The sequence below is a fragment of the Neolewinella persica DSM 23188 genome (genome assembly GCF_000373105.1).
Taxonomy (GTDB): Bacteria; Bacteroidota; Bacteroidia; order Chitinophagales; family Saprospiraceae; genus Neolewinella; species Neolewinella persica.
On sequence record NZ_KB890417.1, the window covers coordinates 1 to 17,596 of the forward strand.

11 protein-coding genes are annotated in these 17,596 nt (G+C 53.7%); 4 read left to right on the plus strand and 7 right to left on the minus strand.

The window, feature by feature from the left end; translation table 11 throughout:
• The coding region (locus B036_RS28025) for a hypothetical protein (protein WP_157472033.1) at positions 1–5,324 on the minus strand (5,324 nt) is incomplete at its 3' end.
• A 411-nt stretch (positions 5,325–5,735) separates the two neighbouring features.
• Between B036_RS28025 and B036_RS0104315 the strand changes: the two genes are divergently transcribed.
• Complete coding sequence (locus tag B036_RS0104315) at positions 5,736–6,290, plus strand: Dps family protein (protein ID WP_020567459.1); 555 nt, start codon at positions 5,736–5,738, stop codon at positions 6,288–6,290.
• A 146-nt stretch (positions 6,291–6,436) separates the two neighbouring features.
• Positions 6,437–7,309, plus strand: coding sequence for a DUF6503 family protein (locus B036_RS28030; RefSeq protein WP_020567460.1), 873 nt, complete (start codon positions 6,437–6,439; stop codon positions 7,307–7,309).
• Here the strand turns inward: B036_RS28030 and B036_RS0104325 are convergent.
• Positions 7,296–8,480: an NAD(P)/FAD-dependent oxidoreductase gene (locus tag B036_RS0104325; RefSeq protein WP_020567461.1), complete on the minus strand. Its 1,185-nt coding sequence runs from the start codon at positions 8,478–8,480 to the stop codon at positions 7,296–7,298. The two genes, B036_RS28030 and B036_RS0104325, sit on opposite strands and share 14 nt — an antisense overlap.
• 163 nt (positions 8,481–8,643) lie before the next feature.
• On the opposite strand from B036_RS0104325, the gene B036_RS0104330 reads away from it, so the two are divergent.
• Positions 8,644–8,913, plus strand: a complete 270-nt coding sequence (locus tag B036_RS0104330) for a hypothetical protein (RefSeq protein ID WP_020567462.1) — start codon at positions 8,644–8,646, stop codon at positions 8,911–8,913.
• A gap of 94 nt (positions 8,914–9,007) precedes the next feature.
• On the opposite strand, the gene B036_RS0104335 is transcribed toward B036_RS0104330, so the two are convergent.
• Positions 9,008–10,141, minus strand: coding sequence for a hypothetical protein (locus B036_RS0104335; RefSeq protein ID WP_020567463.1), 1,134 nt, complete (start codon positions 10,139–10,141; stop codon positions 9,008–9,010).
• A gap of 184 nt (positions 10,142–10,325) precedes the next feature.
• Between B036_RS0104335 and B036_RS31630 the strand changes: the two genes are divergently transcribed.
• Positions 10,326–11,831, plus strand: a complete 1,506-nt coding sequence (locus B036_RS31630; RefSeq protein ID WP_020567464.1) for a hypothetical protein — start codon at positions 10,326–10,328, stop codon at positions 11,829–11,831.
• 18 nt (positions 11,832–11,849) lie between these two features.
• Here B036_RS31630 and B036_RS0104350 read toward each other — a convergent pair whose 3' ends face one another.
• The 4 genes from B036_RS0104350 to uxaC form a co-directional block, all read right to left on the minus strand.
• Positions 11,850–13,019, minus strand: coding sequence for an O-succinylhomoserine sulfhydrylase (locus tag B036_RS0104350; protein WP_020567465.1), 1,170 nt, complete (start codon positions 13,017–13,019; stop codon positions 11,850–11,852).
• Between the two features lie 257 nt (positions 13,020–13,276).
• Entirely contained in the window at positions 13,277–13,789 is a 513-nt protein-coding gene (locus tag B036_RS0104355; protein WP_020567466.1) for a T9SS type A sorting domain-containing protein, read from the minus strand.
• Between the two features lie 10 nt (positions 13,790–13,799).
• Entirely contained in the window at positions 13,800–14,603 is an 804-nt protein-coding gene (locus tag B036_RS33880) for a hypothetical protein (protein WP_169435031.1), read from the minus strand.
• Positions 14,604–15,608: 1,005 nt separating this feature from the next.
• Entirely contained in the window at positions 15,609–17,018 is a 1,410-nt protein-coding gene (gene uxaC, locus B036_RS0104375; protein ID WP_020567471.1) for a glucuronate isomerase, read from the minus strand.
• Positions 17,019–17,596 lie beyond the last annotated feature (578 nt).

The following is a 17,596-nucleotide window of genomic DNA, read 5'->3' on the forward strand; positions in this document are numbered from 1 at the left end:
ACCGTACCAATTTGGCTACAGTCAAACTGACGCTGGGTTGGGCCACCGACAACCAGTGGGCCCTGCAGGCTCATGTCACAGTTGTCCAGTTCCGTAAAGTCCCACTCGTTGTTGCGCAGGGTGTCGGCGCCGTTTTCGTCAAGGTAGACGGTCAGTTCTGCGGGGCATTCGAGGGTTGGGGGAATTTCATCGACTATCGTAACGTCGTAAGTACACTCGCCACGGTTACCGCTCATGTCGGTAGCAACGACCGTCCGCTGGACGGTGGAGCCAACGAAGGAACAATCAAAGGTGCGACCGTTAATGGGGCCACCCACGGTGAAGGGACCGGAGGGGTCCATGTCACAGTTGTCGTCGATGCTGACCACGGCATCGTCGTTTTCGATCATGGCGGTGCCGTCGGCACCGATGGCTACCGTGATGGCTTCGCAGACGATGATGGGGGCGATGGTGTCAATGAGGGTCACGTCGTAGGTACACTCGCCGCGGTTACCGCTCATGTCAGTGGCCACGACCGTCCGCTGGACGGTGGTACCGACAAAAGAGCAGTCGAAGGTGCGCGCACTCGGGCCGCCCATGGTGAAGGGGCCAGAAACGGTTCCCTCACAATTATCAGTGATGCTGACAACGGCGTCGTCGTTGGCGATCATGGCCATGCCCATACTGTCGAGGGCTACCGTGATGGCTTCGCAGACGATGACGGGGGCGGTAGTGTCCTGTACGGTAAATACCTGATTACAAGTCGTCGTCTGGCCACAGCCATCCGTCGCCGTGAAGGTGAAGGTATAGGTAGTTCCAGCAGTATTTGGTTCGCCAACGATAGCAGGACCAGCAACCGTAACGACAGGTGTACCACAACCGGAAGTGGCTGTAGCATCGCTGGCCATAACGGTTGGGACAACGCCACAATCGATCAGGGAGTCTGCGGGGCAGGTGATGACTGGAGGATCTCCATCGAAACTAACCATTACCCGGGTAGAAATGGAATCAGGAGAAACATTTCCAGCACCGTCTCTTAATAGGTATTTGTTCAAGTACTCGATGGAGCAACCATCCACCCTGCTAACAATAGTTGATTTCGCTAATGAAATATCAAGATCTCCTAATTCGGAGCAGTTATCATCGACACATCCAGACAAATCCAGGGTAAAAACCTCCCTAACTTGGAGTTGAATCGTTCCTGCCGCGCTAAGTGAAGCGAAGGAGCCATTGGGCGTAAATTGCCCAAGGCCATCTGGGCAGTCGGAAAAATTAAATTCGAATTCTGTGCACGTAATGGTGGGGGGCGTAACATCATTGACCGTAACCGTTGTCGTACACTGGCTCATGGCAATGCCGTCGCTGACGGTGAGGGTTACTTCTGTTTCTCCGATATCATAAGGCCCTACCGGATCAACGCTGAAGGTCAGCATATCTCCGTCCGGGTCGGAGGAGCCGCCATCAAATTCAGCGGCGGTAATTACTGCTTCGCAGTTGGCGTCGGCGTCAACGGTTAGGGGGGCTACGCAGACAGCGACGGGGGGCTGGTTACAGATCATGTCGTCATCAGTCAGGGTGATTACGACATTACAACTGGTTATGTTTCCACTCAAATCCTCTTGGAAAATATCGATACTGTTATCGCCTATTTCCGCACAAGTAAATAGTCCATTATTGGCAATGCCACCAATACCGACATTGCCTACCAAGGCACAATTATCCGAGCGGGAGACGATCGCTCCTATGGTGAAAACATTGATTAAAGTATCGCCGTCGGCCTGAATATTTAAAGTTACGTTCTGGCAAACAATTACCGGAGGAGTAGTATCCCTCACGGTAATCAGCGCCGAACAGGTGTCCTGATTACCGGAGTTATCGGTAATCGTCATCAGTGCGCGGGTAGGGCTACCGACGTCATCACACTCGAACATATTCGGCGTGAGGGAGAACTCGGCGATGCCGCAGTTGTCCGTGGAGCCGTTGTCGATAGCATTAGAATCTACGGTGACCATACCGTTGTCGTCCAGGAATACTTCGATGTCCTGGCAGAGGGCGTCAGGAAGGACCGCATCAACAATGATGGTGATACTTTGACAATCCTCATTATCCAAACAACCGCCTTCGGCGCGTACGAAAAAGGTAGTCGTCGATGGAGGCGCCACGGTAATGAAAGTCGTACCTAGCATAGTAGGAGTAGATGCGGCACCGCTTGGGCAGATGTCGTACCACACCCATGTTGCCCCTCCACCAAGGTCGCCATCAACGGTCAGCGTTACCTGGTCACCGGGGCAAATATTATTTGCATCGGAGTTGACGCTGGTGATGACGGCGGCTTCACAGCAGCCCAAATCGTCGCAATCAATGGGAAGGGTAAGTGCGGTATTGTCGTTAGTTGTCCAGTTGGCAGCATTGTTGATGGCCGCCAGGCTGTTGGCTTCGTTTACTACTGTTGGAGCATTCGCGCAATCGAAGACGGCGTTGTCTACTTCTGGAGAAATGGCTACTGAGGTGCCGGGGTTCATCGAGAACACAGTAGGCTGTGCAGAAGTATTGGTATCGTCACCATTCGCATCCCAGGCACCGTTCATTTGGATGGCGGCGAGGAAGGTGCTCATATCGCCAGCGGTCGGGGTAGCGCCCTGGTAGGCGAAGACCTGGTCTCCGCTGGTGGACAGCTGAATTGGGCCTCCGGTTACCGTACCAGCGATGTTACCATCAGTATCGTAAATTATGGTCTCGCTATTACTCAGCACGACAAACTCGGTGCCACAAGAGTAGAAGCCACATAGTTCCACCGTTGCGACACCTTCACCCGTGCCACGGAAGCCGCCAGCGGCGAGCCATCCGTTTTCGTTGAAGGTAATACTGGTGCCGGCGTTAACGTCCTTTAATACGACAAAGGAAAAGCCGTCATCTCCATTACCATCAGCATCGGAGTTATAGCCCACGAAGGCGATGTCTCCCAAAGCGAGCGGAGTCTCATCAGTAAACACGATCCGGACCTCATCAGTGGAAGCCGGGCAACCGGCGGGAGTGATAGTGTAAGATACAGTGTAGCCCTGGCCGGGGGTGCCGGTAAGGGAAGTATTGGCAGCGTTGGGGTCATCGATTACGCCCAATCCGTCGGGATTATCGACAAAGGCCCATACGCCGGCCGTACCATTGTCATAGGTATTGCCCTCCAGGTCCTGAAGGGTGCCGGCTACTTTCTGAATTTCGTCACCGGTGATCATCGCTAACGCACCGTTAACGGTAATATCGGTGTTAAGGCTGGCTTCCTGACCAGGGCAGCCGTCAATACTGGTTAAGACATAATTTCCCGTTACTTCCGGGATAAACGTCAGGGAATTAGTAGTAGACTCGCCCACGACAGTGCCACCGAAGGTAACGACCCAACGGTCCGCGTCATTTAGCGTACCATTAATGGAAAGGAGTATTGCTTCACCAGCACAGACGGTTCCAGTTGAGCTGGTACCGAAGGAGTTCAGTTGAGCAGGTACGCAAGCACCACACGTAAACGAGCACGCCTCGGCAATGACGACCGCTGGATCGCCAAGATCATTGGCCACGTTCCAGTTGGCCGGATCGTTAATGCCGGCCCTGATGTCGTCAGGTTCGCCGGCTCGTACCGAGCAATTGTATTTTCCGTTATCCACTTCATTAAGGGTAAGGGCATTGTTCCCCGCCAGTACGGCGGGCAACGCAGAAGTATTGGTGCTGGTGGCGTCAGCGGCCCAACCGGTACCGTCGAAATTAATGCCGGCGATCAGGTCGGGGGAAGCGAGGCTACCCAGGAAAGCAAAAAGCTGGTCTCCGCTGGTAGAAAGCCCCAGGGATCCGGTCACGTTCGTCGCGGTGCCGGCGGAGGCACCGGCAGCCGTCAGGAAATTAGTACCGTCGTAACGAATTTCGGTACCACAATTCAGGTCAGCGTTCAGGGTCAGTGAAACGACGCCTTCGCCGGTGCGGAAGCTTCCGGCGGACAACCAACCATTGTCGGTAAAGTTGATAACGGTGCCGTTGGGCACGTCGGTAAGCAGGACGAAGGCAAATTCATCGGTGCCATCGGACTGGAAGCCGGTGAAGGCAAGGTCGCCGGGGGTAAGCGCCGGCGCTCCGCCGGCAAAGCTGACCAGAACATCGTCCATGGTCGTTGCGCAAGGAGAATTCGTTACCGTCCAGCGCAGGGTATAAGTCACGCCGGGCGTACCGCTGAAGGTAGATGTAGGTGACGTAGCGTCGCCGAACACACCATTTCCATCACCGCTGAGCTCGGTCCACATTCCCGTACCGGGGCTGGGGTTACTGCCCGCCAGGAATTCGGAAGGACCGGGGAGATTCAGTTGATCGGGGCCGGCCATGGCGGCGGTGCCGTTGGTGGTGATGGTGATGGATGCGGGAATTTGTCCTGGGCCACTACAGAAAGCGGCCGTAACGAAATAAGTAGTTGTTTCCTGGATCCCGGAAATGGTAAACTGAGAGGTTACCGCCGGGCCTTGTATGACCGGGCCGGTGGCACTACCAGTGCGCAGGAACCAGCCTTCGGTGTTGGTGCCGAGGTCACCATCGATGAGGATGTTCACACTAGCCGTGGGGCAAGGATTCCCGGCTGGGTTTTGGCTAAGGCCGGTGTCAAAGGTAGGGTCGGTACAGGCCGCACCGATGGTGAAGTTACCGGGGATGTCTTGTGGGTAATCTAAACCATCAGCGTCGCAACATTCGTTAGGCATAGTACTGTCCTCGATGGTCCAGTTAGTCAGCACATCAGTAATGGCGGCAACACAAGCGGCTTGGGAAGAACAGCCGAGGCCACTCGTCATAATTGCCAGATCGGCGTTTATGCCCAGAGGGGAGAGGTCTACTACGAACTGACTGAACCCTGCGGGAAAGGTATTAGCACTAGTCCCTGTATCAGTATTATCCGTAATGATTGCCGAAATAAGTGTTGGGGCAGCTAGGGAACCGGTAAAAACATAAATTTCTTCCCCTGAAGTACCTAAGCCCCATTGATCTGCTCCCACAAAACTGAAGGTGCCAACGCTGGCCCCGGCAGAAACAGAACAACCAGAGGAATTACTGGAATGAGTAATCATTTGGACTACAGTACCAGCCGGAGTAATAGCAGGATTGCTCCAAGTGATGGTGCCTTCACCAGTAGTAAATGCTGTGCTTTGGTATTCGTTTTCAGTGAATAAAATCGGTGTGTTGGCGGGTATCTCTACCAGGGCAACAAAAGCAAACCCATCACCGCAATTTGCAAGTGCCGCAGCTGTACCATCTCTGGAGTCCGTATTGAGTGCCACGATCATGACATCTCCCGGGTTCAGTTGAGCTGATAAGCTCACAGAAGAACAAAGTAACAAGGCAAGTGTAAGAAGCCGCACAGAGCGGAGGAAGGTAGAAGTCAGTTTCATAGATTACGATTGAAGAACAACAGACGGGTCAGGCCTGGAAATAATACAAGATAAAGATACCAAAATTTCTTCTTGAGAGAAGAATGTAACGGGCTCAAACACGTATATCTACCTGCTTTTTACCTGCTTTTATGGTTCCAGGTGGTTATCTCTCCGTTGATAGAAGATAAAGAGGCGCGGCCGCAGGTACAAAGCCAGGTAAAAGCAGCAAGCCTGCTCCACCACCTCCCCCTGCACCTGCGGCCGCGCCAAAAAAGCCCCGGATCCCATAAAAAGCTTCCATACAGTGAACATCTTGTACTATCACCTCCGTTATAGTAGCGAACCAAAAAACTAAGAAAGATGAAAAAGTTACGCACAAAGAAAGCTTACGAAGGAAACCCTGTAGGCCTGTCTGACAAAGCCTGTAAAGAAATGGCTAAAGACCTGGACCGCCACCTCGCTGCCCTCTGGATTATGTACGCGCAATACCATAAGCACCATTGGCTGGTAGAAGGTCCGCAATTCCGGGACATCCACTTGTTTTTACAGGGGCACTACGAAGAAGTAAACCTGCAACTGGATGCCGTTGCCGAACGAATGACCCTGCTCGGCTACACCCCGACTACCCGCCTGGAGGATTACGTAAAGCTTGCTTACATCAAACAAGAACCTGAGGATGTCTATCACATCCGTGACGGATTCAAAAACGACATGGAGAATGAGCGGAAAATTGCCGTAGAGTTCCGCAAGTCGATTGAAAAAGCGCTCAAGCTGGGCGACTATGGTACCAAAAATATGCTGGAGGGCTTCCTCTTTAAAATAGAAGACCGCTGTCATCACCTGGAGCACTTCCTTGGAGAAGACAGTATGGCCGTTGGCTATCTCCACAGTGCCAATGGAAATAATAACAACTAAGCTGGATTTGAAAAACCAGTCTGTACCACCGGTCTCTCGATGAGGGGCCGGTGGTATTTTTTTGGGCTGAAGTGTCGGCATTTGACAATACGTCTACGACATAGTAAACATCCAGCGTTGCTAAACCTTCACCAATAAATATCAACATGAAATATATATTTGTACTCTTACTTCTTCCTTTCTTATTTTTGGGTTGTAGTGAACAGGCGGCAGACTCCCCTGGCGTAACTGAGCCAGCAGAAGCAGTTTCTCCATTTGCCGGCCGTATCGATGCCGCAACAGCGCGGTTAAGCAAAACGCCCGCCAGTCAACTGGTGGCAGCAGCCATAAGCGCGCATGGCGGTCTGGAAAAATGGTACAGTCAGAGCCCGCTCTATTTTCACTTTGATTACCGCCCCGTAGGAGAAGGCACCATCAGGGATTCCTACAGCCTGAACGATTACGTTAATGCCCGTTCAATACACCAGTCAGTCGACCAAGAAGGTGTCAGCTATGGTTTTGACGGTAAAAACGCCTGGAAGGCTCCGGCAGAAAGTGAGCCGACGGTTAGTCCGCGTTTCTGGTCGCTTACGCCCTACTATTTTGTTGGGTTGCCCTTTGTGTTGGCAGATGAGGGCATCAACTTTGAGCAACTTCCCGACGGGGAACTGAACGGCGTCAACTACCATAAAGTGAAAGTGACCTATGACGCAGGAACTGGCGATGCTGCCGATGATTACTATGTCCTTTGGCTCCATCCGACGACCAAACAACTGGATGCGCTCAACTACATAGTTTCTTACCCTGGCTTTTTCAAAGATGGTGGCCACCTGCCGGAAAAACTTATGGTGCTTTCGGGTAAAACTACCGTGGCGGGCATTGTGCTGCCAACGGGGTACACCACACGCTGGTCAGACAAACCGGAAGAGGTTATTACCAACATTTCTGTTTCCGATTATGACTTCCGGCCAGGAACCAACGATTCCGCTTTTGAGATGCCCGATAATGGTGTGGTCTACACTGACCTTACGGACGATTAGTAGTTGTCTCCAGCAGTTTTTCCGCAGCCCGCCTGCCAAGGTCGGCACTTAGGGCTACGCCCATGCCGGCCAGCCGGCCGGCGACCAGCACATTGTCTGAGGCATAGCGAAGTACGGGCGATTTGCCATCGCCCTGGGCGATGATACCACTCCAGCGGGTGGGGAAGTCGGCGTCCGTCCAGGTCCGCCCGGGGAACCATTCATTCAGCTTTTCCAGCAGGTAGGCCTCGGGGACACCGTTGGGGCCAAAGAGGTCCGTTTCGGACGAAGCCCCGGCTTTGTGCCGGGCACCGCCGATGAGCAGGCGGTCATTGCCGACATTGCGGAAGTAGACGTAGCCCTCGTGGTAGTGGTAACAGCCCCTCAGCTTGAAGTCGGGCAAAGGGTCACTCAACAGAATCTGATTACGTACGGGGCGGATTTCTTCGGGGAAATCTGTGGGCAACAACTTCCGGGCGAAAGCATTGACGGTAACGAGCACCTGGCTGGCGTGCAGCGTGCCCCACGCTGCTCCTCTAATTTTCACTGCACCTGCGGCCCCGCCCTCAAGTGACTCCACTTCACCACCAAAGAGGAACCGTATCCCGGCCCGATGACAATCGTTGAGCAATAAGGTGACGAGTTTTCCGGGGTGGAGTTGTGCTTCTAAAGGGTTGTGGAGGAGGAGGCTGGAAGGGGGGGCAGCGTGGTCAGTCCAACTTTTTAAAAAGTTAGTTTCTGTCACCTCTACCCAGGTCTCCTCCAGCCCCGTCACCTCACGCAGCAAAGCATTCAACTCCGGCAACCGGTTACGCACCTGCGTTATGATCTCTGCATCATCGATCACTTCGTAGCCACCGTCCTTCACCCAATCGATGTCCCGGTGGGCGAAGTTTTTTTCCAGTGCTTTAATCCCCGCAAATCTTTTGCGGACCGTGTCTGCCATTGATTCCGGTCCGTAGGCGTCCAGATCAGCGAGTAATTCGGTTGGGCCGCCAAAGCAGGCGAAGCCGGCATTCCGGGTGCTTGCGCCCCGGGGGATGGCCGCCCGCTCCATGACCAGCACGTCGAGGTCGGGCTGGCGGCGCTTGAGTTCCAGCGCTGCTTGCAGGCCCGTAAGGCCGGCGCCGATGATGGCCACGTCGGGAGAACGCAGGAAAGTGGTTTGTTCCCAGTAGGAAGAGCGGGGCATGGTCGGGGTTGTCAAGTTGTCGGGTTGTCGGGTTGTCGGACGGGGCGAACATACTGAGAAGTTCGGGTTATTAAGGCTTATGGTTACCTTAACCCCGAAGTTTTCTTCTTCGCTATCGAACTTACCCTTACCCTAACGTAGTTTTTCAATAAAAGCTATTACTATGATTATTCAGCCCACCATCGACGCCGCCCTTTTCGCTATTGCGGATGATGCCGACAACCATGAACTACGCTCGGCCATATTGGAAGACTACCTGCGCCCTATTTTTCTGAAAGACGATCCGGCAGAAGGAGCTAAGGCCTTCGCGGAGTTTAAGGAGCGACCAAACGACCATATTCGTGAGATCAAGAATATGCTTCGGGAACACCTCGACGGTAAGCCGGAGGCGGTTCATAAATTGCAGCATCTGTTGGGGATGGATGGTGAGTAGGCGAGGGGGTAAGTTATCGGGTTATCGGTTGCCGGATTATCAGGACAACCCGACAACTTGATAACCTGACAACCCGAAAACTAGACACTCCCGACTAATACCCCAGCCCCTGGCTATCATCCAACCGAGCCATAATACCCCAGCCGAAGAAGAAATTGGTTACCCCGATCAGCAGGTCGTTATCGCCTTCTGCCAGCGGCAGGTCTATGCGGCTGTTCTCCAGCGAGCATCGTCCGCGGGGCGTTTTCATGCCGGGGGTGTTGTACAGGTTTTTGTCCTGGTACAGGGGTTTTCCGTTGAGATAAACGTAGACTTCGTCACTGAAGCCGAAGTCGAGTTTTCGGACTTGTTCTTTGCTTGCGGTGACCGTGGTTTTGAGCCAGACCATGCGACGTTCTCCCTGGGGCGTTGCTCCGAAGCGGCGGCTGAGGTTAACCAGGCCGTGGCGTTCAGCTGAGATGGTGGACCAGGTGGTTGTCTCTTTGGGAAGCATGGCCGGGGTTGGTTCCTGGCCGGTGGGCAAATTGGCGGGGGCAGTTACCTGCCAGTTGCGGAGGAAGCGGCTGTCGTTGATCGTAGGATCAAAACCTTCGGCACCGGCCAGGCCGGGGGTGACATTTGGGGTAATTGTGAGGTTGGCGAGGTAAGCGCTACCGTCGAAAGTAACCGCTCCTTTTGTCCAATCTCCGTCCATTAGCGGAACGTACAAAGCGGGTGTAGTCATGTCGTTGACGTAAGCCAGAAGTTGCCGGTCCTTCACCACTAATTTTACGTGGTTCCAGCCCGCTGCAACCATATCGGCATTGGATTGGTATGCTTCGCTCAAATCCCAGATATTCACGCCTTTAAGGACTGCGGCATACTGAATTCCGGTATTAATATTGGGGTCATTCCGCCAGGGGCCACGGAGGTAAAAATGCTCGGAATTGGCGTCGTCTTTGCGGCGAAAATGAATGGCCGTAAAGCGCGTTTTCTCCGTAAAGGCGATGTCGTATTCGATCGTCCCGTTGGCAAATTCCAGGTCTTTGACGGTGACGGTATTGCTGCCGGTATTCGCCGTGCCGCCGTCATCGATGAAGAGGCTTGCCTGGCCGAGGTACGTAAGAAATTTGGCGGGTTGGCCATTCAACTCCCAAGCCGAGGGATTCATGGGGATGGCTTGTTTTTGTTGCGCGGCCGCAGGTACAAGGAAAAGACAAAGGGCCAGGGATAACAGTAGGCGTTGCATCTTAGGGGTTTTTGATTAATGATGCCACAAAAGTGCGGGTGGACCTTCCGGTTTCCCATTCAAACACAGCACAAAACTGTGCAAAGTGGTACACGCACTGAGACAAAGCTGTGCAAAGTCGTGCAAGCCGAGACTCTCCTCGTTTTCATTATCGTTTCCTCCCCCACTCCCCTACCTTTGTACCATGAACCACGAAGATCGCCTGCTGGTCTATTGCCTGGCCGACATCGAAGCAAAAACCGGTTGGGGTCCTTCCGCAACGTGGGCCAATAACGATTTCACGGAACTCTCCGACCGGATCGCCGACGCTACCGGCGTACACCTAAGCCCGACCACCCTGAAGCGGGTCTGGGGTCGGGTGGCCTATGCCAGTAAGCCCAGCCCTACCACTCTCGATGCCTTAGCGGTTTTTGCCGGGTACGAAAACTGGCGGGCCTTCCGGCAGGAGTGGGCTGAAACACCGGACAATAAGCCGGAAATTAACGATGGAGAAAAAGACAATGCGCTCCCGGCCGACATCAGGCAGGGTAAGTCTGGTAAAGCAGATGCGCTGAGAACTAACGAAGACCAGGGGCTGAAGCCAGCACATTACGGCGATGCCAAGCCTTCTACTGACCAGCCAGACAACGAAGACCAGGGGCTGAAGCCCCTGGCTAAGCAGGACGTCCCTCCGGGACTCCACCGTCGCCGCGCGCGCAATCCATTAAGGCTTTACGTTTACTACCTCGTCCCATTAGCAGTGCTCGCCGCAGCTATTGCCCTGCTTTTTCCAACCTCCACTGCACCTGCGGCCGCGCCCAAAACTGGTCCTGCCGGAACAGCGGTTCCCAAACTTGATCCGGCAGATTTCTCCTTCAATTTCCGACCGGTCACCACCGGCGTTCCCAATTCCGTTGTTTTCACCTACGACGCCACCGCCGCGCCGGCCGGCGACTCCGTCTACCTCCAGCAAAATTGGGATGCGGAACGCCGGGTCCTCATTCCCAGGGATCAACACGTCTACACCTCTATTTACTACCTGCCGGGTTACTTCCGGGCCAAACTACTCGTGGGTGATCAGGTCATAAAGGAACGCGACCTTTTTATACGTTCCGAAGGCTGGATCGCTGCTGCCGACCGGAAACCAGTTCCCGTCTACCTTCCGTTGAAGGAAGTCCATCAGGAAGGCCGCCTGGCGGTTTCCGAACTTTTGCTCAAAAGCCTCGAGGTCCCCCTGCAGCCCATTCCACCCAAAGTGGTATTCACCCACGTGGGCGCACTGGACGGCCTCTTCTCAGATAACTTTGCGTTCCGAACCCGACTACGCCACGATTACAACGCCGGCACCTCTACCTGTCAACAAATCCGGGTTTTACTACTGCTGAAAAACGGCGCTATCAGCATTCCACTCAGCAGACCGGGGTGTACTGCTGAACTCAGCCTGTACGCCGGCGGCAAGGGTATCGACGGACGGACCAACGACCTCTCCGCCTTCGGCGTCGTCAGCGAAGACCAGTGGCTTGAACTTGAATGCACCGGAGACGGTGACTTACTTAATTTTTCCATTAACGGCCAACAGGTTTTTACCGTGGAGAGCAAGGAAGACCCTAAAGAATTCGTGGGCATCCGCTATGAGTTTTTTGGAACGGGGTCAGTTGACGAGCTGGAATTTGGGAATAGTGGGGGGGTGGTTTGGTGGGAGGCGTTTTAGTGCTATTGGTTAAAAATACTAACCAAGTCCCCGCAACAAATCCCCCTGAATATCCACCAGCGCCTCCAGCCCGACGCTCATCCGGATCAGGCCATCAGAGATGCCAACGGAGGCGCGCTCCTCTGGCGTAAGTTTGGAATGTGTAGTGGTGGCCGGGTGAGTAAGGATGGTCCGGGTATCCCCCAGGTTAGAGCTAAGGGTACAGAGTTGGACGGCGTTGAGCAGGCGCTGTGCGGCGGCGATGCCGCCGGCCAGTTCGAAGGTAACGATGCCGCCTCCGGCGGTCATCTGCCGGCGGGCCAGATCGTGCTGTGGATGGCTCTCCAGAAACGGATAATGCACCTGCGTGACCGCCACCTGCTCCCCCAGCCAGTGTGCCATGGCCAAAGCTGACTGACAGTGCGCTGCCATTCGTACGTGCAGCGTTTCCAGGCTCTTCGAAATTACCCAGGCATTGAACGGAGACATGGCCGGGCCAGTGTGCCGGCAAAAGGCAATCACTTTATCCATCACTTCCTGGGTCCCCAGCAGTAAGCCGCCTAGCACCCGACCCTGGCCGTCCATCCACTTGGTAGCGGAATGGGTAATCAGATCAGCGCCATAATCTGCCGGACGCTGCAGCACCGGCGTGGCGAAGCAGTTATCGACGACAAACAGTAAACCATGTGCTTTGCAAAGCTTACCGGCAGCAGCCAAATCCACCAGCTTCAGGCCGGGGTTCGACGGCGTTTCGGTTACGAACAACACGGTATTCTCTTGTACCGCAGCCGCCCAGGTTTCGGGCTGCTCCGGCTCCACGTAGGTGAAAGTGACGCCCCATTTTGGGAGTATGTTGGTAAGCAGTTGGTGGGTACTACCAAAAAGGGCACGGGTGGCAACAATGTGGTCCCCTTGTTTGACCAATGCCGCCAGACTCGCAAAGACTGCTGCCATACCCGAGGCAGTAGCAAACCCCGCTTCAGTGCCCTCCAGTGCGCAGGCTTTAGCCACCAGTTCGTCCACACTTGGATTGTTGTAGCGGGAATAGATAATGCCCGCTCGCTCACCGGCAAAAGTCTCGGCCATCGCCTCGGCAGAATCGAAGGTAAAACTGCTGGTCAGGAACAACGGCGTAGCGTGCTCACGGTACTGCGTACGATCCATTTGCCCGCGGATAGCGTGGGTTTGGGGTTGGAGGGGTTTTTCCATGGGGCAAAGGTATAGTGCTACCGGATATTAACGAGCGAAAATTCGAATAAGTCCAGGACCCGTCAGACGGACTTTCCCGTTTTTGCTCCTTCGTCGCAAACGGGAAAGAATCCGTCGGACGGGTGGTCCGGCCGTCCGACAAATTCTTTTGACCTGGCGAAGCCGGACAAAAGTTTGTCTGACGGCTAACACTACAATAGTTTTCAATAAAATTCTCGCCAATAGGCCGGGGGCAGGGCTCGCCCTTGCCCAACTGGCTAATTACCTACAATCACCAACCGGGCACTACCAGCTAAAGTACCGTTATCTCCGAGCAACCGAATCAGGTAAAGGCCAGCCGGCCAATCGGTGGCGTTGAAGCTCACCCTGGCTTCCGTTTCGGCTGGTAATCGTCGGGCAACGCTACTGAGTATGCGGCCGGAAACATCCATTACTTCAAAGCGTAGGGACTGCGCTGCCGGGGTAACTACCCTGACCCAGAATTGGCCGTTAGTGGGGTTAGGATACACGGCAAGATCGGATATGATTTCCGGTACAATTTGCACTGAGGTCAAGTCTTCGCGTTCCGCCTGGTGGAAACCCTGGGTAAGTAACCATGCCTCGTTTGACAGGGTGGTTACGGCTGCTTCACCAACCGTGGAAGACACCTGGAGGTCTCCGTTCGCAAAAGACTGTCCCAGGCTTCCAATAACTTCGCGTTCCAGGGTAACCTGGGCAGAAAGGCAAGTACTGGCCAGTAGTAGTAGAAATAGTGATAGGTACTTATTCATGACTAGTGGCTTAATGGGTGTACGTAATTTTCGCGCCTTTAATCTGCTTGGTACCGGAGAGGTTCCAATCGTCACAGAAGACCCGAATGTAATACCCACCATCCTCATTATTGATGGTATGGTTAATATTGACCGTTCCTTCCCGGATACCACTTTCATTCCCGGTGGTAGTCACTTCTCCAATAATTGCGAACCCTGCGGAATAGTTTTCCTTGGCCAGCCAGATTCGCATTTCAGCTTCGGAATTATCCGTAAAATAGACCGTCATGGATTCGACTACAGCCCCATGGGGCAATTGTACCGGAGCATTAAGGACACTGGTGACGGAAGCACCATTCGTACTGGTGATTTCTGCTCCACCATTACCAATCGAGTTACGGAAGGACGCATCGTTGTTATTAGGCGAGAAAAGCGCTGCAGGAATCCCGATCAACTCCCGTCGGGGGGCAACGTTCAGGGCGTAGGGCACACTCTGGAAGGGGGTGAACCCAAGGTTCGTACCGTTTACCGATATCCCTAATTCGTAAGCCTGGGACCAATCAAGCTCATCGAAAGTGCCTGTCGTTGCGGTGCCCTGTCCGATAACCGCGGTGAACAGGCCAAAGCCGTTGGTCATCAGGCTATGCCCTTCTACATAGGCGGCATTTCCGCCCATTACTAGACGAATGGTGAACGTAACGTCAACGTTTTGATCCCGCAGCAGGACGCCATCTCCGTTGCGAGCAACCGCTTGATAGTTAATACCCTGTGGGGTTTGTGCGTAAAGGCCGGTCATCAATAAGCAGCCGATGCACAGTAGAAAGAGTTGTTTCATGGTGGGATGTTTTCTTTCAATTAAAGTTAGGGCATAGTTCGTTACATCTTTCCTGGTTATTTCTGTAAATTCTCTTGAATGAAATCATTTTTGGGTGGGATACGCTACATCTTATACATACCTCGAAAGTTTATTCTCTTCGCACACGCGCGATATTTGAGGATAAGCGACCTGCCGTTACATATGCCTGCCGGCGGCCTTCTTTTGTTGGGCAAAAGAAGCAAAACCCTTTGGCTGTGTCCCCGGCTGATCACAAATGCTGCCCATGATGGACTAAAATGCAAAAACTCGCCTCTTAGCCTGTTCCTTCGTGCTCCAATTTTTCGGTTACAGAAGCCTTTCGGCGAAGTCAAAATTTGGTGGAGGCTCATACAGTTTGCATTTCTTAACGTCCATCAAGGGCAACATTTGTGGCCGTGGCCAAGGCCGTGGATAGCGGTTGCAGGGAACGATTTGTATTTCAGGCAACGCTACCAGGCTGGTGGGTAAAATAAAATTCAGTAAAAAAATCAAAGCCTTGGTTTTCAAACATGAAATACAGAATTTGGACTTTACCACAAAGCTGAAACTTTGACGAAAAGCCAGGTAGTTTTGGATGAAATTTCTGACTTCAACTTCCGAAGGACGGCCTTGGCGGTGGCCGGTTAACGGAGGCGCAAAAGCCGTTAAAAAAGAAAAGCTGTTTGAGCACCGGAAGGTAGAGCTTTGGCTTCTGGTTTCGGTAATCTAAAAGTTTAGAAGCATGGCACCAGGCTCCGTCGCGAGTTTTTTTCTTTTAGGTTTTTGGGGCTTCGTTAGCCGAGCAGCCACCGGCACAGCCAGGCATTTTTGCTACTTTTGATGCCTCAAAAGTAGGCCCCCGGCAGGCAAATAAAACGTGCTGTCACACATACCTGTCCGGATGACGAGTAGCCAATAGGATCTGTAAAAAAACAGAATGTTTTGTAAGCTAAAAAGCATCACGTAACAATATTCAGGCAGACCGAATGCCCTACGCCACATGCACTAAAGCCCAAGAAACCCCTTAGCATTCCCATAGCAAACATCGCTCACCAATTTCCCCAACCACTCCCGGTCATCCGGCAAGCGGCCCAGGCGGACATCTTCGCCGAGTAGATCACATAATAAGCGACGGAAGTATTCGTGCCGGGGGAAACTCAGGAAGCTGCGCGAGTCGGTCAGCATACCGATGAAGGTGGACAACAGGCCCATGCTTGACAAGGTGTTGAGTTGGTTGCTCATCCCGTCCCACTGATCGAGGAACCACCAGGCACTACCCCACTGAATCTTGCCACGACTGCCGCCACTGGCGAAATTGCCGATCATGGCGGCGAAAACGGCGTTGTCGGCGGGGTTGAGGTTGTAAAGGATCGTTTTAGGTAGTTCCCCGGTATTGTCGAGGAAATTGAGAAGTCGGCTCAGGCCTTCGGCCTGGGGGTAATCGCCGATGGAGTCGAAGCCGGTATCGGGGCCGAGTTCCCGCAGGCCCCGGTCGTTGTTGTTGCGCAGGGCACCGAGGTGGAGCTGGAACACCCAGTTGCGTTTGGCGTAGTTGCGGGCCAGGTCGGTTAGCAAGGTAACGAGGAAGGTCTGGGCGCGGTCGCCGGTGCAATGACCGTTTTCAGACAGCAGGGTTTCAGCACACACCTGCGCGGCTACCGCGCGGTCATAGGCGACGTTCGGGACGTTGGAAAGTCCGTGGTCGCTAACGGTACAGCCGTGCGCTGCGAAGTGGTCCAGCCGCTGCTCCATGGCAGCGAGCAGGTCGTCGTAGCTGGCGATCGTTTGCCCGGCAGCTTCGGCCAACCGGCCTACGTAACTCCCCCACCCCGGCAGATCGATGCGGAGCGTTTTGTCCGGGCGCCAGCCCGGGCGCAGGGTGACCGGACAACCGTTGGTGGCAGCCAGCGCGTGGTGCCGCAGGTCATCTGCCGGATCGTCCGTAGTACAGATGTAGCGGACATCCTGCTGCTGCAGCAGGCCCCAGGTACCGTTCTCCGGTCCGCGTAGCTGTTCACTTGCCTGATCATAAATACGGTCGGCCGTATCGGCATTCAAATAATCGGTGATTCCGAAATAGCGGGTGAGTTCCAGGTGGGTCCAGTGAAACAGCGGATTTCGCAGGGTATGTGGTACCGTAGCTGCGTAAGCACGGAATTTCTCCCGTGGGTCCGTCCCTTTACCAGTAATCAGGTCTTCCGAAACGCCGTTCATGCGCATCGCCCGCCACTTGTAGTGGTCACCGTCAAGCCAGGCGGCGTGCAGGTTGCCGAAGTGATGGTTCTCCGCCAATTGCTGCGGCGAGAGATGGTTGTGGTAATCGATGACCGGTTCCTTTGCGGCGAATTCGTGGTAGAGCTCGCGGGCGGTACTCGTTTGCAGTAGCCAGTTATCGTCAATAAAAGAAAGGGACATACTTTGGGGGTTTATAAACGGCGGTTCTACCAGTACTCTAAGCAAACCGGGCTGGCCGTTGATTCAAAAATTCGCTCTAATTTATGCATTGTTGCCCGTACTGTGTTATTACGACGCGGTTAGCTATAGTGTTGTTATAAAACGTCTCATTTCGGGTAATGCCACAAACGATGTACGGAGTTTTTGAGGTAGGCAATATAAGCACCGCAGATCAAGCGCAAGCCCGTGATGATCTAATAACTTCCCTTGCCTCCTGCCCCGATAGCTATCAGGGCGCCAGAAAACCATCCGCAACGGTACCTCCTGGCTACCCTATACTCAAACCGTAAAATTTTGGGACACCATTTACTTAAGATCCGTAGCGTTTGCGGGCGCTCAGCGACACGTAATTTTAAAAATCACTTCGTGAGGAGCATGTTGCCTTCCGGGACACTTGAAACCTGAAAAAAATGATCACTTGACGGTAAATCTTGCAGTACCTTGAGTCTTCCAAAACCAACGCACTAACCTGAAGCCTCCTTGCCTTATCCGTTCTCCATTCCTCTTCTTCATCGCCTGCGCGCTGTTACTATCGGGAA